The organism is Nocardia sp. CA-107356 (assembly GCF_050946365.1).
In the GTDB taxonomy this organism is placed as follows: Bacteria; Actinomycetota; Actinomycetes; order Mycobacteriales; family Mycobacteriaceae; genus Nocardia.
In genome coordinates, this window is record NZ_CP191992.1 from 8,390,638 (window position 1) to 8,412,805 (window position 22,168).

At 63.7% G+C, this 22,168-nt stretch carries 12 protein-coding genes; 2 read left to right on the plus strand and 10 right to left on the minus strand.

Going from position 1 to position 22,168, the window contains the following annotated elements; translation table 11 throughout:
* The first annotated feature begins 90 nt into the window (after positions 1-90).
* Complete coding sequence (locus ACQP1G_RS37895) at positions 91-810, plus strand: histidine phosphatase family protein (protein WP_433194483.1); 720 nt, start codon at positions 91-93, stop codon at positions 808-810.
* Positions 811-1,188: 378 nt separating this feature from the next.
* Here the strand turns inward: ACQP1G_RS37895 and ACQP1G_RS37900 are convergent, their stop codons facing one another.
* The 9 genes from ACQP1G_RS37900 to ACQP1G_RS37940 form a co-directional block, all read right to left on the minus strand.
* Positions 1,189-1,488: a DUF6881 domain-containing protein gene (locus ACQP1G_RS37900; RefSeq protein WP_433194484.1), complete on the minus strand. Its 300-nt coding sequence runs from the start codon at positions 1,486-1,488 to the stop codon at positions 1,189-1,191.
* 28 nt (positions 1,489-1,516) lie between these two features.
* On the minus strand, positions 1,517-1,819 hold the full coding sequence (locus ACQP1G_RS37905) for a DUF6881 domain-containing protein (RefSeq protein WP_433194485.1): 303 nt from the start codon (positions 1,817-1,819) through the stop codon (positions 1,517-1,519).
* Complete coding sequence (locus ACQP1G_RS37910) at positions 1,804-7,332, minus strand: putative T7SS-secreted protein (protein WP_433194486.1); 5,529 nt, start codon at positions 7,330-7,332, stop codon at positions 1,804-1,806. The genes ACQP1G_RS37905 and ACQP1G_RS37910 overlap by 16 nt, the downstream gene beginning before the upstream one ends.
* The gene (locus ACQP1G_RS37915) at positions 7,329-7,940 is read right to left on the minus strand and encodes a type VII secretion target (RefSeq protein WP_433194487.1); all 612 of its coding nucleotides are present in this window, start codon (positions 7,938-7,940) and stop codon (positions 7,329-7,331) included. The genes ACQP1G_RS37910 and ACQP1G_RS37915 overlap by 4 nt, the downstream gene beginning before the upstream one ends.
* A 3-nt stretch (positions 7,941-7,943) precedes the next feature.
* On the minus strand, positions 7,944-8,333 hold the full coding sequence (locus tag ACQP1G_RS37920; RefSeq protein ID WP_433194488.1) for a hypothetical protein: 390 nt from the start codon (positions 8,331-8,333) through the stop codon (positions 7,944-7,946).
* Between the two features lie 348 nt (positions 8,334-8,681).
* Positions 8,682-11,720 carry a pPIWI_RE module domain-containing protein gene (locus ACQP1G_RS37925; RefSeq protein ID WP_433194489.1) on the minus strand — a complete coding sequence of 1,013 codons (3,039 nt, stop codon included), beginning with the start codon at positions 11,718-11,720 and terminating at the stop codon, positions 8,682-8,684.
* Positions 11,721-11,732: 12 nt separating this feature from the next.
* Positions 11,733-15,521 (minus strand): hypothetical protein, encoded by a 3,789-nt coding sequence (locus ACQP1G_RS37930; protein WP_433194490.1) that lies wholly within the window; start codon positions 15,519-15,521, stop codon positions 11,733-11,735.
* Entirely contained in the window at positions 15,514-16,698 is a 1,185-nt protein-coding gene (locus ACQP1G_RS37935; protein WP_433194491.1) for a hypothetical protein, read from the minus strand. The genes ACQP1G_RS37930 and ACQP1G_RS37935 overlap by 8 nt, the downstream gene beginning before the upstream one ends.
* A gap of 10 nt (positions 16,699-16,708) precedes the next feature.
* Positions 16,709-18,283 carry a PD-(D/E)XK nuclease family protein gene (locus ACQP1G_RS37940; RefSeq protein WP_433194492.1) on the minus strand — a complete coding sequence of 525 codons (1,575 nt, stop codon included), beginning with the start codon at positions 18,281-18,283 and terminating at the stop codon, positions 16,709-16,711.
* Between the two features lie 294 nt (positions 18,284-18,577).
* On the opposite strand from ACQP1G_RS37940, the gene ACQP1G_RS37945 reads away from it, so the two are divergent.
* Complete coding sequence (locus ACQP1G_RS37945) at positions 18,578-20,047, plus strand: serine/threonine-protein kinase (RefSeq protein WP_433194493.1); 1,470 nt, start codon at positions 18,578-18,580, stop codon at positions 20,045-20,047.
* Between the two features lie 17 nt (positions 20,048-20,064).
* Here the strand turns inward: ACQP1G_RS37945 and ACQP1G_RS37950 are convergent, their stop codons facing one another.
* Positions 20,065-22,131 carry an N-6 DNA methylase gene (locus ACQP1G_RS37950; RefSeq protein WP_433194494.1) on the minus strand — a complete coding sequence of 689 codons (2,067 nt, stop codon included), beginning with the start codon at positions 22,129-22,131 and terminating at the stop codon, positions 20,065-20,067.
* Positions 22,132-22,168: the final 37 nt, after the last annotated feature.

The window sequence follows — 22,168 nt, forward strand, 5'->3', positions numbered from 1 at the left end:
CCGTGCCGACCTCACCACTGCCACACCTCGCCGACCTACAGGAGGTCCAATCCTCTTGCACCACAACCCAATCCGAAGAATGCGAGACCAATGACCGACCCACAGCCCACCGATCCCCAATCCGCGACTCCGGAAACCGCTCAAACCAGCCCGGCGAAACGAGGCCGCGGACTGCGGCTGATCCTTGTCCGGCACGGCGAAAGCTGGAGCAACATCGAGGATGTGATTGCCAGCGAGCACACCTGCCGGGGCCTGACCGATCACGGCCACCGCCAAGCCCGCGCCGTCGCCGACTACCTCGCCGCCGAACAGGACCAGCTCGCCATCACTGCGGTGTACTCGACAGCAGTACCACGAGCTGTGCAAACCGCCGAACCAATCGCACAGGCACTCCTGCTACCCCTGCGACCGATATTCCCATATATCGAGCACGGAACCGCCGAGGGCCGACAACGACACCAGATCGCCCCCGATCCCGCACACTCACCGGTCTCCTCCCCCGACCACCCACGCGCACCCGGCGCCGATTCATGGGCCACAGCAGCTCACCGAGTCGGATGCGCGCTGGACATACTGACCGCCCAACACCCCAGCGACACCATTGTGCTCACCTGCCACCGAGAAACGATTCTCGCTGCGGCACAACACTTTCAACGCATCCCACCAACCCTGACCTACGCGACCGCCGAGATCGACTACACCGCAATCACTGAATGGGAACACCGACCCCGAACCAGAAACCCCCAACACCGGCGATGGGTACTCATCAGGCACAACGACACCCGACATCTCCCCATCCTCCACCGCTGACGAGTTCGACCGGTGCCTTACTTCAGCCTCGGACGAGGGGGTCTCAGTAGGTCGAACCCAAGCTTTCGCGCGTTGCACCCGTTGGGGCGATACGGTCAGAATGATGTGCACCTGAAATAGCCAGTGCCTGCGGGCGCGGCGAAAGCCGTTCTCTGGACGGGACAAACCCTCACAACATCACGTGCATGAAGCCGGTGATAGATTGCGGGAGGCCTTTCGGTAAGGGAACTGAATTCGGTATCGTGACTTCCCGACGCATTGCTCACTGTCTCATCGGTTCGGGAAGTCGGCCAGCGAGGACATACCGCTGAACACATCGACACGAGGGGAGAACTGGCAGTCTGAATCGGCCCCGGCACGTCCGGAGAGTCTCCGAACTCACCGGGGCGATTCAGTCCGAACATTGATTCCTCTAGCTTTTTCCCACTCGGTCTCGAACTGGCCTTGGGAGATCTCTTCAGCCTTGAATTCGGGTTGGCCGGCGATTTCTTCGATCGGCGCGATAGGTATTTCGGCGAGTCCCGCTGCATCTGTCTCATGGCTCTCGTCGGCCCATTCCGAGTATCCGTCGCGGTAGATCTGCACTCGGCGAGTCTCGCGGCCGTCAGCACCGACTTCATGGAAGTAAAGGATCGGCTCGTCATTGTCGTGATGCCAAGTAACCCTCACATACCTCATCCCCGGCTCCCTATCAGCGCAAAGTCGTTCACGCATGGTCTGTGGTCGACTGTCGCCAGATTTCCTCGAACTCGCTCGGGGTGATCTGCTGTGGCGAGAATTCGGGCTGTTCGGCGATCTCCGCGATGCTGGGCATCCGCTTCTCGGACAGCATGCTGGTGCCTTTCGATTGGGTCGTGTCGGCCCAGTCGCTGTGTCCGTCGCTGAAGATTTCGACTTTGCGGACTTCCCATCCGTCGTCGTTTATCTCACTGAAGAGCTCCACCGGCTCATCCGGGAAGTTGTGTGACCATAGGACTTTCAGGTACTTCATGGTTAGTTCACTCCCCATCCGATGATCCGTCCGGCTAGGTCCAGGGGGCCCGAGTTCGGGATGACGAACACGTTCTTGCGGCCCGGGACGACGTTGAGTCCTGAAACATCGATTTCAATGTAATGGCTGAAGCGGGCGCCTTGGAACGGCTGGCCGATAAACGCGCGGGACAGCTGCGCGTTGGAATGCGAGCCGGGGATGATGTCGGAAAGGTATTGGCCGTCTCCATAGCGGGCGTCTGCGGGGTTGTTGGCTTTCAAGGATGGGTGCAGCTGTTCGCTGTCAAGGATGCCTTTTTGACCGGGCTCGTCTGTGTAGTGGAACAGGGTCTCGCGAGGTGCGCTGGCATGAGGTGAGGTTGGGTCGCCTTCCTGCTGACGCGGGCCGCATTCGGCCGGTATCAGCCCGAGAGGATCGGACCAGCGGGTCGGATTGTGCGGGTAGGTGTGGGGATTGGGGGCAGGAGCGAGACCCAGTGGGTCCGGAGTGAGGAATCGTCCGACCGCAGGGTCGTAGGTGCGGTGCAGGTTGTAGTGCAGTCCTGTCTCTGGGTCGTGGATCTGGCCAGGGAAACGCAGGGGCGTGCTGGTATCCCCGTGCCAGGTGGTGTCTCCCCAAAGACCCGTGGCGGCGGTCGCGGCAATCCGGGGGGTGTCGGGGTTGATCATCTCCACGGGCGCACCGACCAGATCGGTGATGATGGCGAAGAACTCGCGATCGATCGTGTCCTGGTCGGTCGTTTGAGTGATCGGGGTGTAGGAATCTGGCTGGTAGTGCCAGCGGGTGACCGTCGTCGCAGTCGATTGTTCGACCAGGTGTGTGCCGTCCCAGGTGTAGTCGATCCGTTCGAGGACCGTGCCGTCGGTCGACTGGTGTTGTTTGGTGGTGCGGCGCCCGAGAGCGTCGTAGGTGTAGTGCCACCACTGATGCTCGGGAGTCCAGACGTCGGTGAGCTGGTCGAAGCTGTTGTATCGGTAGTGCCAGATGTCGGGTTTACGTGATAGCCGGGTGGTGGTTTTGCGGATGAGGCGACCGGATGCGTCGTAGTGGTAGCGGGTGCGGCCGTCGCGGCTGAGCAGGCTATTGCGGTACTCCCGCTGGCCCGAATGCTTGTCGGCTTGCGACGGGGCGTCCTCGCCTGCTGGGCCGCCATCGGCTTCGATGGTCGAGTAGGCGGATATCGGGGCGGGCAGGGTGCTGGTGATGTTGCCGAGCGGGTCGTAGGCAAACTGCTCGGCAAGCGCAGCGCCGCGAGCGACGGCCGTGACCCGCCCGACCGAGTCCAGACGGTAATCACGGCGCACCGGATCGGTATCGGGTCGGTTGATGGTGTGGCTGGTGAGGTATCCGTCAGGGCGGTAGACGAATTCGTCATCTCGAAGCGACCGCGAAGCCGGACGCGTGGTGTGTTCGAAGTCGATCCTCAGCGATGTCGCCGGATAGGCAGTGACCTGTTGTCGGGTGAGTCGCCCGGTGCTGGTGAAGCTACGGGTGACCGCGATTTCGGCAGTACGCCAGCCAGTGGGACGGCCGACACGGTCATAGTCGAAGGTGATGAGGTGATCGTCGGCGGAAAAGGCGCGGACTCTGCCGAGGCCGTCGTACTGCCAAGTGGTGACAGCCCCGGTGGGGGTCCTTCGGCGGATCCGGCGACCAAGGGCGTCGTGTTCGTAGCGCATGGCCGGGTGGCTGTCGAGCTGCTCGGAGGAGAGCTGCCCGGTGACATCGTACGTGAATTGCAGTGTGTGCGTGAGTGTCTCGCCGGTGCCGTTGTCCGCCGACAGGACGCGACCGGCGCTGTCGTGGGTGTAGCGGATCCATTCACCGGTGTCGCTGGCGATCTCGGTGAGCCGGCCGAGAAGGTCGTAGGTGTGATGGCGGATAGTCCCGGTTGCCGTGGTGATAGTGACGACGCGTCCCATGCTGTCGCGGGTGTAGCGGGTCGTCGCCGCGGTGTAGTCGGTCTCGGCGATCACCCGGTGCGATCGGTCACGGGTGTAGATCCACTTCTGTTTCAGCGGGTTGACGACCGTCGTCAGGTGGCGCTCGCTATCCCAGATGAAGTGCGTGGTCGAACCGTCGGGGTCGGTACGCGATGCCGGTAGATCGAAAGCACCGTAGGCGTATCGCGTGACGCCGCCTGCACGGTTGGTGTGGGTGAGGATGTTGCCTTCGCCGTCGTAGGTCCAAGATTCGGGGTGACCATCAGGATCGGTTCGCCGCAGCAGCTTTCCCGCAGGTGACCATTCGTATTGCGTGATAGCGCCGAGGGGATCGACGATCCGGATAGGTTGCCCAACAGCGTCGCGTTCGATCCACGTCACTGCACCGGCAGCATCCGTCAGCTGAATCGGCAGTCCGGCCAGATCGACCTCGACCACGGTCCGGCTCAGGTCGGGTCCAGTGACCGCGGCGATAGCACCGTTGAGGTGGTAGGAGTACTCAGTCCGGGCTCCGGCCGGGTCGATAATGGCGGAGAGGTTGCCGGTCTTGTCCCATTCCTGTTGCCGCACAGTGCCGTCGACGTCGGTCACTCGGGTGGGGCGGTTACGCCACATGTACTCGATCTCGACAGTGCTGCCGTCCGGCCGGATGATTTCGGCGATATCGCCCTCGCCGGTGTAGCGGTATCGGGTCACCGTCCCGTCCGGCGCCGTCACCTTCAGTGGTTTGCGATCGGCGTTGTAGTCAGTGTGGGTGCGCCCACCGGTGGCGTCGACGAGGTCCCGCAGGCGGAAGTCGCGATCGAAGCCGTGGGATGTGGTGGCGCCGAGGGAGTCGGTGACGGTGGTGAGACGGCCAGTGCCGTCGGGGAATTCGAGGTAGTCGAAGTCGGTATCCAGGATCCCGGCGGTGCCGCGCTGGAAGACGACGCGGCCGGATTCGTCGTAGGTGTTGACCATCTGGTTGCCGTTGGAATCAGTCCAAGAAGTCAGCCGATGTTCGTCATCGTAGGTGTAGCTCGTGGTAGCGCCGACAGCGTTCACAACCACCGACAGCTGGCCTGCCTCGTATCCGAATTCCCCTAACTGGGTTTGCGTTTCGGCACCCTCGGTGTTGGCGCCGAGTACGGATAGCCCGATGACGCGTCCCGCGGCGGTATCGATGCGTACTCGGTATCCGCCCGAATGTGACACCTCGACCGGTGCGCCGTCGGGGTCGTAGTGGAAGCGGACCCGGTTGCGGTGGCGGTCGGTGATCGCGGAGATGGCGTAGTTGCCAAGGCGCGACTCGATGCCATCGAGGGTCGGCTCGGGCGCGAAATGCCAGAGGATTTCCCGCTGCTGGTCCCAGATGCGGTAACCGCCGACCTCGGTTCGGGTCAGCGTCCATGCCTGTCCACCGGTCACCGGTTCAGCTGCGATACCGACCTCGGCGTGCGGGTAGGCCAGCATGATGCCGTCCTCGCCGAGGAAGGTGACTCCTTCGTGCTCGACGACCAGACGCATATCCAGGGTGGTCGACCACGACGGCCCGAACCAGCGGCCGTACCGGTAGTTCGAGCGATGCGTGCGCCGCAGAGTCAGGGCGAGGACACCGGGGAGGTCGACATCGGTTTCGGGGAGCAGGAATTCACCGGTCGCGATATCGACGGGATCCTCGGAACACGTTTTGTCGCCCTCAACGCGGTCGTGGTCCGCACCGTTCTCCCGCGCCGTATCGCCAGCACCTTGATCGGCCTCGGCTCGCTCCTGCGGTGTGGGGTGCTCCTGCGGCGAATCATGATGGGTCGGTTGGTTTTCCGGGGAGGGGTTGTCGTGTCCATCGGGGTTCCTGCCGTCCCCGTCCGGGTGGGTGGGTTCTGTCCCGTCGTGGGTTTGACGCGGACTGCCGTCACCGTGATCTGTTGGGGTGTCAGGTGAATCGGTGTGAGCAGGCGGGCTCGAGTCGGGATCAGGGTGCTGGCTGGGTGTCTCGTGGCTCGGGTTCGGTCCCGGGGAAACCTCCGCATCCGGTCGAACCGCCGGAGTGTCGGAGGGCTGCTGGTGGGGAGTTTGGGGTGCGTCACCGGGATGCTCGCCGCTGGGGTGCGAGTCAGGTGCGGCGAGTTCGGGACGCGCCTGCGGTACATCCGGCTGAGTGTGTCCCGGTGCGGTGTTGTCGGCTCCTGGTGTGCCGGACTCCGGTGTGTGCGTGGGGGTTTCAGGTTGTGGGTTGGTTGTTCCAGGTTGCGTTGGCGATTCGGTTGTCGCGTGTGGTTGTGTGCCAGGCTCGCTGGTGCTCGGGTGGGTACCGGTCGGGGTGCCCGGCTCGCTTGCGGTCGTGGTTGGTGACGGCGCTTCGGTTGTCGGGTGCGTGCCTGTTGGTGCGCCGGATTCGTGCGGGGTCGAAGAGGGAGTGTGGGGTGTGGGAGTGCCGCTCGGGGTGTGTGGGGCGTGTTCTGCCGCGCTGGCCGCGGTGTGGGTCGCTTTGCTGACCTTGGAGACGTCACCGATCTTGTCCAACGCGGACAGGGCGGGTTTGGCTGCGCCCGCACCGCCGGTGCCGACGGTGGTGATCAGATCCCCGGTCAATGAGCCGAGGAACTCCGACGGGTTCTTCCGTGCACCGGACAGGATCGAGGACACCGTCGCCCCGGGGTCGGCCGCCGCGACCACCAGCCCGGTGCCCAGATCCGACATCCCCGAGAAGTATTCGGCCGGATGGGTCAGGTTGTAGGCGTCCATCGGGCTGACCTGCCGCACGAACTGCACGATCCCGGTGAAACTGGTCAACAACCCGGAGGTGAAGTTGAGCTTCGCCTGATCCAAAGCCCCCGACAGGTCCGAGAGATTATCGGTCCAGCGTTCGGTGAACGGCGGCTCGGTCGGGGCCGCCTCGGTCGCCGCCGCCAACGCCGCCGCGGCCGAGGCCGCGGCGTTGTCCCGCTGGGCTCGTGCGCCGCGCAGGATCTCGCGGGCCTCGTTGCGGATCGAGGTCCACGTGTCGGTCAGCGGTGTCTTGCGTTTCTGCTCGTCCGACTGGGCGTTCCACTGGTTCTTTCTAGTGGTTTCCTCGGTATCGGCCGCTTCCCATCTCGCGATCGCGTCAGCGGCTTTGGTTTGCGCGGCGGTGACCTCGTGGTACCAGCCATCGAGCACACCCGATGCCTTGTGCATCGAATCGGCGCCCTCCCACCACAGCTTCGGCTGTTTCGCGAACTCGGTGTGGAACTCCTCCGCCGCCGAGCCGGTCCAGTCCGCGGTGTTGACCGTGCGCAGCGCATCACCGGTCTTGCCGATCGAATCGCCCATCTTCTGCAACGCCTCGACCGCGTCGTGGATCGCCGAGGGCTCACCCCGGATCAGCTCTTTCGGGTCACTGGTCTGTCCGAGTTCACGTTCCTTGATTTCACCGCCGGCCAGATCGGCGATCGTGTCCCCGAGATCGTCGAGGTCCTCCGCGACCCCGTCGGCACCCACCTTGCGCGCCAGCCCCGCCGCCGCATCCAAACCAGCATCGGCGAGCTCACCCGCCTTCTGCGTGACCGACTCGACGCCGTGCTCGACCGCCTCACCAACCTTGTTGACGAAATCACCCAGACCACTCACTTATCACCCCCACCTTGGCCATTCATGATCTGCGCCGCCTGCTCGGCAGCACCGGTATTCCAATGCCGCGGGATCCCCGGAATCGGACCGTTGTTGCCCAACGCGTCCGGGCCCACCGCCTCGATCACCTTGACGTTCGTGCCGATGTGGGTGAACGCGTTCTGGAACGACTCGGCGCTGTAGTCGGTGTGGCGGATCTGGTTGAACTGGTTGTCGGCCAACGTCTCCCCCCACGACCGCGCATCGATCTCTTCCTTCGACAGATGCGGGTTACCCGTCAGCTGCGTAAACATCTCCTTGAACGTGTCCGAGAACTTCTCATCCATGATGTGATAGCGCCCCGCCGCCAACCCCAACGTCTTCGCGATCTCGTTGCCCGCCTGCACCAACGACCGCACACCCCACGACCAACGCTCGGTGAAAGTCTCGAAAGCCTTCTGCACCGACGCCTTCCCCGCCTCCATCGGCGACAGCGTCAGCAGCGAGAACCCGCGTCCCATCGACCCCGTCTCTCCGATCCCCAGGTCGGACAGTTCGCCAATGACACCGGTGATCCCATCCGCAGCCTGCTGCAACACCGCCGGGTCAACGTTGAGCTGATCCCCCACCGGCTACCTCCCCTCCCCGACCGAATCGTCCGACACCTGCGGCGGAAACGCGATCGGCGCCGAACCGGTGATATCGACAGCCACACCCGTCGGCTCCGACCGCCCCGCCGCGTACTCCACCAGCCGCCACCCCAACAGCGACTGATACCGATACTCCTGATCACCAGCGACACCCCGCGCAGCCATGTACTGGGCGTACTCCTCGACACTGGTGAACGCACAGATCCAATCGACACCCCCGACCCGGGAAGTGCACAGGCGATCATCCTCGATCAGCGGCACCAACAAAGCAGCCTGCCGAAACGCCGTCTGCAGCACCTCCGGCTGTCCGAAACCCGCATAGAACGCAGCGATCTCCGCCCGCAACACACCACGACCGTCGAATTCAGCCAATCGCCTAGCCACCCCCGTTCGCGATCCATCCGCCACAAAGCACGCCCCCGCAGCTTACCGACGTCGACTCGTCGCGCTGTTTCGGAAAATCACTCAAGCAGCAACTGCTACGCAACAGGATCGACGCAAACTCAGTGGCTTGCTCGAAAGACTCCCCAACACTGCGGTGGGCGTGAGCCTGCTCAAGTTGCTGGCTGCGGCATCCTGTGAGGAAGGCTGCTGATCTGTTGCGCACGGCCAACGGCCGCCGAACTGGTGTTCCGGCAGTCGGTCTGAATCACTTTCTCGAAGACCGGCAGATGGATCGCACTGCGCGCCCGCACCTTTGACGACGGTTCACTATCGGTTTCACCAAATCGACAAGGCCAGTTGCTCGGCAGGATCGGGTTCCTGCGACAGACCAGGCGCGTTCGCCAGATCTGGGTCGATGTCATCGGACATGTGGTCGAATTCCACATCGGTGCCGTCGGGCTCGTCGTCGGTGGCCATCATTGGCAGGACGTATGCCTGAGCCAACCCGGCGAGGTGCAGTGGAAGAGGTAGGGAGAGTGCGTCCAAATAGTCAGGGGCCTGGCGTAGTTGGTGCATGGCCAGGGCGATGGCTTCGGGATTGTCGCCGGTGCTGTTCTCTTGTGCTGCTGGGTGGCAGCCGAGAACTGCGATTTCCACCAACGAGGGGTTCCATGCGGGTTTGTCCGCGTCGATGGTCCAGTTGCCTGCGTTGCTGCCTCTGGTCAACGTTCGCGGGGCTAGACGGTCGGCACTCACAGCGGAATTCTTGAATTGGCTGGCCTTTTCCGTAGTGCTATAGAAGACTCGATGGGCGGCTCCTGGCTCGGTCGGCTGCGTCCACAAGCCTGCGGGAAGGCCGTTGATGCCGTCGGGACTGTCGATACCCCACCACTGTGGAGTCTCTCGCCCAGCGGCGCCGCGAATCCGCACGAGCCTGAGGTCGGGGTCGAGTGTCGACGGCGGGGCGTGGCCGGTCTTGATGAGGTCCACGACTGCTTTGCCATCCTGAAGCCAGGGCCAGTGTTGGCGACTGTTCTGGGAGTGCGCGATCAGCACAGTGGGCTGACCTCGCAAGGAGAACAGTATCCGCTGCAGGTAGCTGGCTGTTTCCTTGCGCTGTTGATCTATGTTCTTGCGCCAAGCGGCGCTGGTGATCCACTGCCCGGTCGGCGACTCGGCGCCGGGGATCTCGGCCTTTTTCACCAGTCGCAGAAGGAACTTCGGATACGGTATCCAGCTTTTCGTATCGTCGTCCCAGCCTTGGACCTGTGCTCGGCCGGTGCCTTCCGGCAGCGGAGTCATCAAGACCGCAACGGGCAGATGCAAAGGGAGCCGGGTTGGACCGTCCTTGCGGCGCTTGACCATCCAGACTGCGGCGTATCGCAGGTCCTCGGGAAGGTTGCCGCCGAGGGTATGTTCCGGAAGCACGCGTACCCCGAGCTGCCGCAGCCCATCCAACCACCCCGAACGGACGCGGTGATCGACATTCTTTTCGGTCTTTATGCCCTTGGCGTTGGAAGGAACGACGACGAACTGGGTGAGAACGCCGGCGTCTGCGCAACCGAGTCGCATGGCGAACTTCGGGTCGGTGGTCGCGGGGCGGAAGGTGCTGCGGTGTACGATCTCGACGAGAGCGAGGGTTGGTGATTCGGGATCGGAACCGTCGTCACTGAGGAATACGGCCAGCTCACCTCGGCGTCTGTTGACCGCACCGGTCAGCGCGGCGCTCTGGGAGCGTGCCCCGGGATCGAGTGCGAGCTTGTCGGCGAGCCCTCCGGACAAGGGGAGACAGCGCAGCCTGACGGTTAGTTCCGGTGTGCGCCACTCGAATAGCACGGCGTTCCCCGGCTCGGCTGTGTCGAAAACCGCTTTCAGGGCGTCGGGATTATCGTGATCGGACTGGGGCGCGCCGTCTTTCCCCTCAAGGCCCAGGATTTCTGCGAGCCCCTCAACCGCGGCCTGGCGCAATGCCGCCGTTTGCCACAGCAATCTGGCTTCGAAGACCGGGGGTCCGTCGAGCACAGTTAGATCGGAGGGCCGCATATGGACGACCGCGGCCGCAAGAGCTCCACGACGCGCGTGCGCGGCTCGCAACTCCTCGGCTTTCTTCGCCTGCCCTTCCACAGCAGGCCGGGCATTGGCGGGTTTGTTGGTACCAACTGCGCTGCGGGACAGTGATTTCGCTCGAACGAGCCCGTCGGGAAGTGCTTGCTCTGCCCATTCGGTGATCAGCGAGCGCTGATGCGACATAAGCCCGGGCCCGATTCCGTGTACGCCCATGTGGTTGCTGTACACGACAGCACCGCGCACGCCGGGACCTTTGTCCAGCCACTGCTGCGGTGCGCTCAGCAACTGTTCGGGATCGGGAAACGATTGGCTCAGCGCCAATCGGCGCAGAATGCCGGCCGGACCGTTTTCCCGCCAATCGATGGCACGGGCTTTCCGGTCGTAAGCCAGCCGGGCCACAGCGTAGCGTTCGCTGGCGGGAGCTCCGGGGAGCCACGGAATGGTCGGCCTCAGATAGACGCTGGTGGCGCGACCGTAGGGGAGATGAACTTTTCCGGTATCGGCGCGTGGATGGGTGGCCCAGCGGCGCACTCCGGTGTGAAGGTGCAGCCGCGGCATCGGATCCAATGGCACCGTGTGCAGCGAAATATTGATCGTGATGGAGAACCACCAGGTCTTACCCTTGATGTCTTGAGAAAGGGGTTGAGACATCAGCTCTGCCCCTTGCTGGCGAGGGCCGCGCGGAACAGCACGGAAACGCAGTGTGCCAGCACCGAAATCGTAGGGGTCGAGCGTGGTGATCCGCCTGGCGAGGGCATCGGTGGCAAGCTGATACTGGCGTGCGGCGGGTGCCGCTGTTCCACCCTCGCTCAGGGTACAACTGAGAAGATCGACATGGGCGGGCTGCCACACCAGCGGTGATGCCTCGAGTTCGGCGAGAGTCTCTAGCAGGAGGTCTTGACGAGCCGACGACGCGTCGGTGGAGCCTGCGGGCCGACCCAGATCGGTCAGCCAAGCCGCAAACAGTCGGTACATCGTCCGTTCCGGCAAGGGGTCGGGAAGATCGGCGGGGGCATACAGCCAGAAGTCCTCCGGCGGCGTACCTTCGCCGGAAAGCACTGTGGCACTGGAGCGTCCACGCACCACTAGATCGGGAGCCAAGCTCTGCAGCACCCCGTCCAACCGGTAGGTCGGGACGGTTCGATAGGGCGTATCGCCGTCCTTGTCTCGACTGTAGTTACACAGTTTCAGTAGGCTTTCGCGGGCGTGCTCGGGAAAGGGCAGCGCCCGATAGTCGACGGTCCACGGGGTTGCGTCGGAGTCGAGGTGATACGCGGCGCGACTGATGCTCTGGTAGCTGAATCCCACTGCGGGGCTCCTTCAGGACGGTTCGAGGGTATCGGGATTGAGCATCGCCAATTCTGTTGGCGCAGACCGGATCTGCATGCCACACAGCGCCTCGTAGAGCGGCTTGTACAGCATCTGCACCAGTGCCGGGTCGGACGGCTCGACGAAATCGGTGGGGCTCGCTGTTGGATCGAAATACGGCGCTAGAACATCATGGAGACGAGCGAGCAGACCGTCGTCGGAGTACTTACGACGGCGCGCCTTCCTCTCGGGTTCGTCTTCCAGTCCGATCGCTAGATCGGTCGGCATTGGGGGTGCGAGTGCCTCAGCCAGCGCCGGGGCGAACGCGGCATCGACGAAGACCACTCGCGCGGGTACCCCTCCACGTACGAGGCGACCAATGACCTGCCAGATGCTAACCAACTGATCCCACGCGAAGGACTTTTTCTCTGTGTCGCTCAGCCGCGAGTAGACATAGCGCCGGGTGAGCAGACGCCGCCACTCCGTACGCGCGATGTGACGGAAGGCGAGTCCAGCGCGGCCGAGAGTGCCGGCCTTGCCGACCATGTCGTGAAACGTTCCGTGTTCGGGATGCGGAACCTGGTTACGGACAAAACGAGTCACCCAGTCGTTGATAGCAAAAATGGCGAGCGACAGGTCGTCAGGGCGAGGGTGCGGACGGACCAAGAAGAACACGCTCCCGAATGCCGCGACCCGCTCCTCGTTGGGTGTCCGGGCGGGACTGAGAATATTGTGGCCACGCTCGATCGCCATGAGTGGCGCGATCAGCAGCTCGGCCTCCTCATCCTCGGCGAAAGTGGCGAGCTCACCTCGTCGCAGCGCCGCCGCATGCCGGTCTGGCGTGGGCAACATATCGTCGGTCGTCTCGTCGAGATCGGCGTCGTCACGGGCGAGCACTTTCACCCGACCGCGCCAGCGCGGCATCTCATGCAGGAGACCGAAGGCCGTTGTGGCCTCGCGATAACTGCCGACGAGCAGCAGTGCACGGCGGCGACGTGGATCCTCGATCCGGGCAAGCTCTGCCTCGATGGGGCTCAATGTCCCGCCCCTGCCGGGCCGCGCCAGCTTTCCGACGAGTTGTTTGAGAACGTCATTGCGGATCGTGTGATCCTGCCCGGAAAGGGTGATAGGGCGATTTTGCTGGTCGTAGAGGAAGTTGGTCCGGAAGGTGGTGCCTCGAATAGCCTCAAGGGCTTTGTCGTCAGGTTTGAGGACGGCCTGAACGGGGGCCAGGATGTGGGCACGGGTCGAGGTGCCCGCCCAGCTGGTACCCGACATCAGCAAGACGTGTGGTCCCGGCCGTCCGGAGATGCGATCGGCGCCCAGCTCGGGCAGCGCGTGCAGTAGTTCACGACCGACCCCAGCACAACGGAAATAGCGCAAGGTCCCAGTACAGCGTCCTTCGATATCTGGTGTCTGGTCTTGGTCGTCGGGTAGGTACTGGAATCCGAGGACATTGCCCATCGGGGACTCGGGGACGATCGGGGCGTAATCCAGCGGTGGGCGACGCGAGAGCTCGTTGTCGGTCGCATCCAAGTGGAGAGCGGCCTCGACCTGAGGCCACAGAAAGGTCACTCGACTCAAGCGCTGATGCAGTGCCGCGAGCAGCAACGTGAATTCCAACCGCCGGGCATTGCGGTCGTACCAGTCCTCACTAGCACGAATATCGGCCGGGACCAGATCGCTGCCCTTGCGTGGAATTGGCGCGGGCCAATTATCGTCCTTCGCGAGACCCGGTGCACCACTGAGCAATTCATCCAAGAGGGCCTTGACGCGTCGCCGCGTGCTGGCCTCATCGAGCGTGAGCAGCAGATCCTGGGTGGCGCGGACAAGGTCATCGGTGATGGTGCCGTAAGGGCCGCGGTCGCCCAGCGGATCATCGCGGAAGGTGTCGAGCAATTTGGTGACCGCGATCCGACGCTGCGCCCACGAGGGGCTGGCAGAGTTTGCAGCGTCGAGCGAAATGCCCTGCGTGGCAGCGGAATCGTCGTGGTCATCGTCGATGCTGAATAGATCGGCCTCGTCTGGCAATGCCTCGGTCGAACCCTCGCCGCCGACATCAGCGGTGCTCGGATACCACTCCTCCAAGAGTTTCTCTTGCAATGTCCATGCACTGAAGTAGTCGATTTCCGCCCAGTCGCGCAGACTCGCGTCGTTGATCAGCATCGCGTAGAGCCGGTTGGTCGTCGTACTGACAACATCGAGGGCCGCCGCCCACCGTTCCACGTCGCGGTCCGACAACGGTAGCCGGCCTTGCCGGGCCAGTTCCTCAATCTTGTGCATATCCAGCCGGTCGAGCCAGGACTCCGGACCACGCATCACCAGGGTCGCGGACGGCGCAAAGGCCTCGTCCAATTGCATTTGAACCCGGTCGGCTTCGTCGACGATCACGATGTCACTACGCAGACAAGCCAGCTCGAGGTGGCGCAGCCGCTCCGCGTTCAGATGACGTGGCACGGCGGTCTGCATCAGGCTCGCCGGATTGGCCACCCAGATCAGGGCATTCACGAGTTCCCGTGCGGAACTGTGCCTGGGACAGCCACTCCAGATCGGGCAACCGTGGCGCCGGCCCAGATCGTCTTCGTCGCGCTGTTCCCCGGGCGCGGAATCGGATTCGCGGTAGCGGCCGATGCTCTCCGAGCTCTCCGCAGTACTGGCGGCCTCTGAGCGCGAGGGGTACAGCGCCGTACAAGGCGCATCAATGTAGCGCAACGGTTCGGCGGCGTCGAGGCCGCGCTGCGCATCGAGCACACACACGGTGCTCAGGTCCACGAAGCCCGGATCGTCGTGCATCAGCACGGACTGCCCACTGCGGGCAGCGATTCTGCGGTGGAGCCGCTGAACGTGACGTTCCCGAGTGGTCGGCCCGAGCACCGGAGCAGCAGGCAGTTCCAGTGCACGGAAGAGCGCGGTCAGTGTGAGCTGCTCGGCGACATCGCCGACGACCAATGTGGTCCGCAGGCCTTCCCGTGCACCCCATACCGCGATCAATGTCATGAGCGTGCTCTTGCCTGCGCCGACCATCCCGACGAGATGGACGAGCCGGTCCAACCGGAGCACCGATGCCTTCGCGAAACTCAGGCCGTCGTCGGTACGGGTATCCAACTGCAAATCGGCGAGGCGGCGCGCCCAGTTTCCGCGGCGAGGGAACTTCCGTTCCTCCTCGGTCGTATCCATCCATTGTGCGGTGTCCGCCAGTTCGGCCAGCGGGATGTCCAACGGGTTACCCGCGGCCTTACGGGTCTGTTCGAGATCGTGTCCTGCTACCGAGGGAAGGACCAGTTCTTCGGGCAGAGTGACAGAGGTTCTGCGACGGCGGTCCACGAATCGACTCGTCCCGGCCGCGGCGAGTGGCAGCACATTGCGGTCCAGGGCGGGCAACGACTCGAGGGCAGCGTCGTAGGTGGCGAAGCGATCAGCCGCGACCATCAGTGGGATACGGCGAGCAGGGGCATCGTTGGATACGATGCGGTAGCCGCGCAAACGCTCGGGCAGTCTCTCGTACGTATCGAGACTCTGCTGCCACATGCGGTTCCGGCGCAATGTCCATAGCAGATGTCGGGCATTCACGATCAGCTGCCGCGACCACTCATCCGGGGCCAGTCCGGCGGCAACCGCGAAGGGATAGCCGCCCAGTAGCGGCCACACACTATTGGCCGGCCGGTCCGAATCGAGGCGTTCCAGCAGCCGCAGGCCGAGTTCCACCTGGCACAGTACGGCGGGCTTGATCTGCAGGTACTCCTCCGGCCAGGGCCGCAGTGCCTCGACGACCGGCTTATACCAACTGTGGCGGTCACGCATGAGCAGCTCCGTCGTTCGAGTCGGAATTGTCAGGGCTTATCTGTGCCGAAGGCCCGGATTTTCCACGCAGTCGCGCAGTAGCCGCGGCGACGAGCTGGTCGTCGCTCAGCAGTCGCAGACCGGCCGCTTTTGCCGGGCGACTTCGGGCATACGTACGGAGGTAGTCGCGGCGGAGATCGATGCGGTATTGCGGTACGACCCAGCACGCTTGGTCATAAGGTGGTTCGGCACGGACGATCCGGGCAGCCCGGCCGAGCAGTCCCGGGTGGGCCCAGTCCTTGACATCGACCGCCCACACGTGGTCATCGGGGAAGGTGATCCGCAGGTCGTAGGCGTCGTATCCCGGCCACATTTCCACCGCCAGCTGTAGCGCCTGCAATCGTTTTTCCAGCTCGATCTCGGCACGGCCCGGCCCGGTAACGAACTGCCGCAATGGGCGAACGAGCTGATAGACCGTGCCGACCTCCTCAGTGATCAGGGTTCGGCCCCGTGGCGCCGGGCCGCGACTTCGACATTGGTCTCGTTCACACCACCAGCCACCGTCGATCAAGGGGCTCAACAAGGTCAGACATCGATAGCAGGTGATGTATACGCCGCTACGCAGGTAGCCGGCGGGTACCGGTTCATAGATGTTGTCGAGCAACGACCGGACAGGTTCGAGAATCAAATCCGTGGCTAGTTCAAAGTGGTCCGCACTCGTCAGCACGGGTTTCGTGACGAGCAGCCGGCGAAAGGCGGTGTAGGACTCGGGCGAGGATGCCTCACGGCACAGTTGCATCGCCCGGCGTACAACTCTGCGGTCGAATTGCGCGGCCGCACTGTCTCGGCCTTGAACCCACCACTCGTGACACAACTGGGTCGGCTCGCCCGACGCGCTGTCGATCAGATAGTCATCCGGTCCGAATGCATCGGCGGGCAGATCGAGCGGCCAATCCTCCAGTGGCCGGGTTCGGCACCAGCGGAGCAGATCGGGCAGGCTTGCCGGAGGCTGAGCTCGCTGCCGTACGCAGGCCAGCGCCATGCCGTTCACGGCGCGCTGCGCCTCGGCATCGTACGGTAGCGAAAACGACTGCATGCCAGTGGTATCGGCTAGTTTCACCACGGCAGTCGCGATGGTTCGCAACAACGGTACGTCGGCATGGTCGAGCCAGTCCTCGGGAGTGTCGTGTAATGGCATGTGAGAGACCTCAACTCACGTCTTGGATGGCGTTGGGAGGCTGTGCTTCCGACAGCGGATTCCGGTCGACGAATTCGCGGCCGGGCCGGCACCAGGTGCGGGCCTCGCAGCCGTGACAATGGCGTCCGGGCACGGGGTTGTACAAGTCGTCATGCAGGAGCGGATCGGCGAGCTCGGCGATGACGTCACGTGCTTCGTCGACAACAGCCGAACGACTTGGATCGAGCTCCTCCAATGTGCCGTCATCGGGGTAGAGCAGTTCGAGCTCGACACGGGAGCGGCGGAGTTCGCCGCTGAGCGCTCCCGCCGCCAGCAAGAGGACTGCCAGCGCGAGCTGTGGGTAGCTCCGCAGCAACGGCCGTCCCTCCCAGAGCCTGCTGGTGGCCGTCTTAGTTTCGCGCCAGACCCATCCGCCGGAGCGGGTATAGAGGAGATCGGGGGTGGCGATTACGACAACGTCGAGTTCCGGTATGTAACAGGATAATTGATGCTGGACGAGGACACGTTCGGCAGGCCTCGAGCCGTCGACCGGGCACAGCCAGGCGTGCTGAGCGAGCATTGCGGCGCCGTCTCGCGCCGCTTGGCCGGCGAGTTCCACACCACCTGCCGACCAGTTGTCCGGATCGGGTGGCCATGCGACTGTCCGGCATCCACCCACCGGATTTCTCCTGTGCTGATCGTTGAGCCGAGCGTCGACAGCCCGACCACGCACCGCCGCCTCGGGTTCCGGGCGCAACGACGTCAGGTTGAGCTGGCGCGTCAGGTGATATTGGGCCGGGCATTGCCCGTACAGCCGCAGATCCCACGCAGAGAGACTGCGTCGAGGGCGCCGAACCTCACCAGGGAGCCCACCCCACAATCCCGGGGTACGTGGCAGAGTTGCGCAGCCCGCCAATGCCTTGCATTTGATACAGCTGGAGCCCGGAACAGCTCCCGATCCTTCGGCCACCCGCGCAAAGGCCGGCGCGGCGTGTTCGCGATAGCGATTGCGTACCTCGTCCGGGCCCCAATCCAGGAGCAGTACCGCCTTGCCGTCACCGCATCCGTAGCCGAAAGCTCTTACCCTTTCCGGCCGGAGGGATGGCTGGTTGCGGAGCGGTCGATAAGGACGCTCGAATCCCGGGCGCGGACAGACCTCGCCCCTGGCTAGCACATCCGCCAATGCGGCCTTCTCGGCTTCCGACCGATTCGATCTTGCTGTGCCGATGGACGGTAGCCACAGATCGCGGACCGTCCCATCAGCGGAAGCGTAGCGACGTCCCCATGCAAACCGCTCATAGCGGGTGGCTCCACGAGAATCCGGCTCCGCGGTGCCGCGGTCATACAGCGCCGCCCACTCGAATCGCATCGGAATCGTCTGCGGGACCGAACCTTCGGTTTCGGCTTGCTCCGCCTCGCGGGCCGCGAGATAGCGCGGAATCGCGTACGCGGTCCACTCGAGCAGAGATGGGTGTGCCGGCGCGCGGTTGCTGTCAAACTTTCCTTTGGTGCGCATCAGCTCGGCGTTGGCGTCGGCGTGCGACCAGCCCTCGTGTTCGATCAGATCGAGAGCGCCCATCAGCGGCGCGAAAGTGAAGTCCTCCAATGCTTTTGAGCTCCGAGGTGGAACGGGGTCAGGTTTCAGGAACAGCCGCAACGCGGCACTTTTGGCCGTCGGACAGTCCCTCGGATTCTCACGGACGGCGACACTACTTGCCCGTACGAGCCACATGCCCCCTTGGGTCCCGGTCGGCCGTAGCCAGTCGGTCATCGAGCACTCCCCTGCAGATTTGAGTGAGCCTCAATGATGACACATGCTGTGAACTTAGTCCACAGATGATTTGCTGACAAAACCATTCACAGACTGGAGTCTGGGAACCGTTGGGTAGAAGGAATAGGAATGCGGACGCGAGAGATTCGGTGTGATGTGCTAGTCGGCGGCCGGTACAGACTGGAATCGCCGATCGGGAAAGGAGGCATGGCGGAGGTCTGGCGGGCGATCGATATCCAGGACGAGCGCGTGGTCGCGGTGAAGTTCATGAACCCTGCCGAGGAGTTGATGCTTCGCGTCGACACGCAATACCACTCCGAAGAACTCGCCACTGTGCGCAAGCGATTCAGGCGTGAGGGCAGCTTGCTGGGCAAGATCGATCATCCCGGCATCCCCCGTTTGTACGACGAAGGGAGCCATGGAGGTACGCCCTATCTGGTCATGCAGTACATCGATGGCACCCCACTCAGCGACTTCCTGTCGCGATACCGCCCGCTGACCCTCGGACCGGCTGTCGCCATCGCGATGCAGATCGCTTCCGCGCTGGAATGTGCGCACGAACGACCCGTGGTGCATCGAGACCTGAAGCCGCAGAACGTGATCGTCTCCGCAAGCGGTATCGCGGTGCTGCTCGACTTCGGAATCGCAAGGCCTCTCGGCGCCGACGTCACCCGCTACACGCAGCACGGCTCCAGTCTGGGCAGTCCCGGATATCAAGCACCGGAACAAATCCGGGGAGATATGGTCGTCCCCAAAACGGACAGCTATGCGCTCGGCTGCGTCTGTTACGAGTTGCTCACGGGCCGGACACCGTTCCTCGAGGAGCACGGCGGCCTGCAGGGCCAGCACTTGGACAAACTTCCGTTCCCTTTGGAGGTATTCGCCCCACAGGTACCGGTCGAGCTCAATGAACTTGTCCTACGCATGCTCGCCAAGAGCCCAGACGAGCGACCGGACATGATAGAGATTCAGCGTGGGCTCCGGCCTCATCTGCCGCCCCCGGGTTCACCTTCACCTATCCCGCGTCTGGAACCCGACCCGACTTTGCCGTACCGAATCTCGCAAAACGACACGGAGGAGCCGACTCATGGCGGAGCGGCAGCCGTACCACCACCCCAGCCGGAATCTTCGGGCTGGCTGAAGGTGCGGAACGTCGAGCAGGACTGTGAGGACGCGGAACGGGAACTAGCTGCACTCGAGCCCGGCCCTGCGATCGCCCGCCTGGCGGATATCGCGATGGCGGCGCGAAGGGAGTGGGGATCAGCCAGACCCCTTGTTCGACGCGTCTGGCGGCTGGCAGCCGAGGGATTGCGCGTGCTCGGAGATTGCGGCCGCGCGGCCCCGCTCTATCAGCAAATGGCTGAGGATTTGGCGCACAGCCGCGATCCGCAGGATCAGGCAACGGCCTTGATCTGGCGCTTACGGGTAGCCGAATGCCGCCTGCCCTTCGGAGAAGGCGACCTCGCCGTTAAAACGCTGCGCGAAGCGGTCGCAGCAGCGGCAGCTCTGCCTCCGCATGAGGCCGAAATGGTGCGTGCGATCTGTCGGGAACTGGACACCAACTTGAACGAATCGGGCTACGCCACAGACCATGGCTGACACCGACTCGGAATCGTTTAGCTCTGCGAAAGACGCCCGGCGGACAGGTTGTTGCTGAGCTCCCGCACGAGTACGGCACCCAGATCTCCGAGCTCCTGAACGGTTTGTTCGAAACGTACCACCTGGCGGAAGACCTCGCCGTATCGGCGCTGTTCCGCAATGGGCACCTGCAGAACCTGTAGCTTCCGAACATCGACTCGAGCCGAACTCGACGTGTGCGTACCGGCCTGACGACCATTCGCGGGCGCGCGCAGACACCCAGCGAGGAACCATGGATCCAGCTTCGCGGGGTCCACACGCAACGCATAGAGCTGTGGCCCCAGTACGGTCGCGGCCCGATCTTCCACCCAGGCGAAGAACGCCCGCGTCACTCCGGAAACGATCACATCGTTGCGCTCGGTGGTCCTCAGGGCGGCAGCAGCCACCTCTTGTTCCGGAATCCATCCGCCCGGCTCGCCGCCCATCAACAGGTCGGACACGGCCAAGAAGGGCACCCCCGCTTTGCTGACCGCTCCGGTCCGAACGGAACCCTCCGCCGGCAGCTGTCCGGCATACACGACCAACGCCCCGGCCCGTGCCAGTTCCCCGATCGTCGTTATTCCGGGCTGTCCATCCTCCTTCGCGCTCAACCCGATTGAGGATAGGGAGCCTGCCGACTGTTGTACTTCTGCGAGCAATGTCGAGAATCGACTCCAGGATTCTCGCAGTTCGACGAAGCTCCCGGACGATCCGGCGGGTACGTGGCGCGCTGGGGTGAGATCGACCTCGTCGTCGAGCAGATCGATCGTAGGCACGGTTACGGAGCGGATCTGCCACAGCGCAAAGTCTCCCGGCGAATCCTGGCGGAGGGCATGATCCTTTACCCCAATCGCCGCAAAAACGCCGCTGCGCAAGGCAATCCAGTCGAGGCCATCAGCATTCTTCGCCGCGTCACCGGCATCGATCAGATGGACCGAATGACCTACATCGGTTCTCTGGCCTGGGCGGTCGGCCTGAAGTACCCACAGCTGCAGAGCCACGCTGTGCGGCGGGGCGCACCCCGACGGCAATGCGATTACCGCTCGCAGAACACCTGCACGCAGTAGGGCTCCGCGTATTCGCCGTCCCGCTTTCCTGGACGCGGCCGCAGGAGGAAGCAACAGCACCGCGACCCCGCCGGGACGCAGCTTCGACACTGCGTGCTCGACCCACGCCAGCTCGGGTTCAGTGCGCGGCGGAAGCCCGTAGACCCAACGGGGATCGGTTGCCAGTTCCTCGTATCCCCAGTCGCGCTCGTTGAACGGCGGGTTGCACAGTACAAGATCGACACGAAGGTCCGGATGGGAATCCTCACGCAGCGAGTCGGCGGTCCGTACATCCACAGTCCACGGTCGGGACGCAGTGTCCTCCAAAGAGGTCAGCGACAGTCGCGCAGCCGCCAAAGCCGCCAGAACCGGATCCTTCTCCGCCCCTGCCAGTAGCACCGGATCCATGCCATCGCTGCCGCCGACGCAGACATCGGCTGCGGCGCGCAGCAGGCCACCCGAACCGCAAGCGGGGTCGAGTACGGTGCGCGGGCCGCTACTTTCCGTACCAGTGCGGACACGCTCGGCGATCTCGGCCATCAACTGCGCCAACGGTTCGGGAGTGGAACTGATTTGGCGCACATGCGTATCCAGCCAGCGGCCGAGCAGAAACTCGAAGACTTCTCGCGGACCCTCCCGCTCCGCCAACGCAATAGCCCGATCTACCAGATGTTCTGCCGAATGCGACAGCGAGAGTTCAGGTTCGGACTCCAGGACGACATCATGATGTTGCTGCTTCAGCGCGGTCACAGCGATTGCCCGACCGGTTTCGGCACGGTCACCCAATGCGTCGAACTGTGGCCACAATCGCTCCTTCTCACCGATGTCTCGCAGCTTGCCCTGATCCCGCAGCCATGCCTCGACCTCCGTCAAGGAGAACTGCGGACTGACATCTGTGCCGCCGATGGGCGCCGGGAATGTGTCGTGCCGCCGCCGCCAGTTACTGGCCGCCGCCCGTCCGACGCCAGCAATTCTAGCGATTTCAGCCAACGTCACCGGTATTGCGTTGGGCTGGGACATCAACTTCTCCGGATCAGTGGGTTCTTGCCGCACATGC

What these genes read in the sequence shown, in the direction of transcription:
- ACQP1G_RS37935 (WP_433194491.1), bottom strand. Translation starts at nt 16,698, where the DNA reads ATGCCATTACACGACACTCCCGAGGACTGGCTCGACCATGCCGACGTA.
- ACQP1G_RS37895 (WP_433194483.1), top strand. Translation starts at nt 91, where the DNA reads ATGACCGACCCACAGCCCACCGATCCCCAATCCGCGACTCCGGAAACC.
- ACQP1G_RS37950 (WP_433194494.1), bottom strand. Translation starts at nt 22,131, where the DNA reads ATGTCCCAGCCCAACGCAATACCGGTGACGTTGGCTGAAATCGCTAGA.
- ACQP1G_RS37930 (WP_433194490.1), bottom strand. Translation starts at nt 15,521, where the DNA reads ATGCGTGACCGCCACAGTTGGTATAAGCCGGTCGTCGAGGCACTGCGG.
- ACQP1G_RS37900 (WP_433194484.1), bottom strand. Translation starts at nt 1,488, where the DNA reads ATGAGGTATGTGAGGGTTACTTGGCATCACGACAATGACGAGCCGATC.
- ACQP1G_RS37905 (WP_433194485.1), bottom strand. Translation starts at nt 1,819, where the DNA reads ATGGGGAGTGAACTAACCATGAAGTACCTGAAAGTCCTATGGTCACAC.
- ACQP1G_RS37945 (WP_433194493.1), top strand. Translation starts at nt 18,578, where the DNA reads ATGCGGACGCGAGAGATTCGGTGTGATGTGCTAGTCGGCGGCCGGTAC.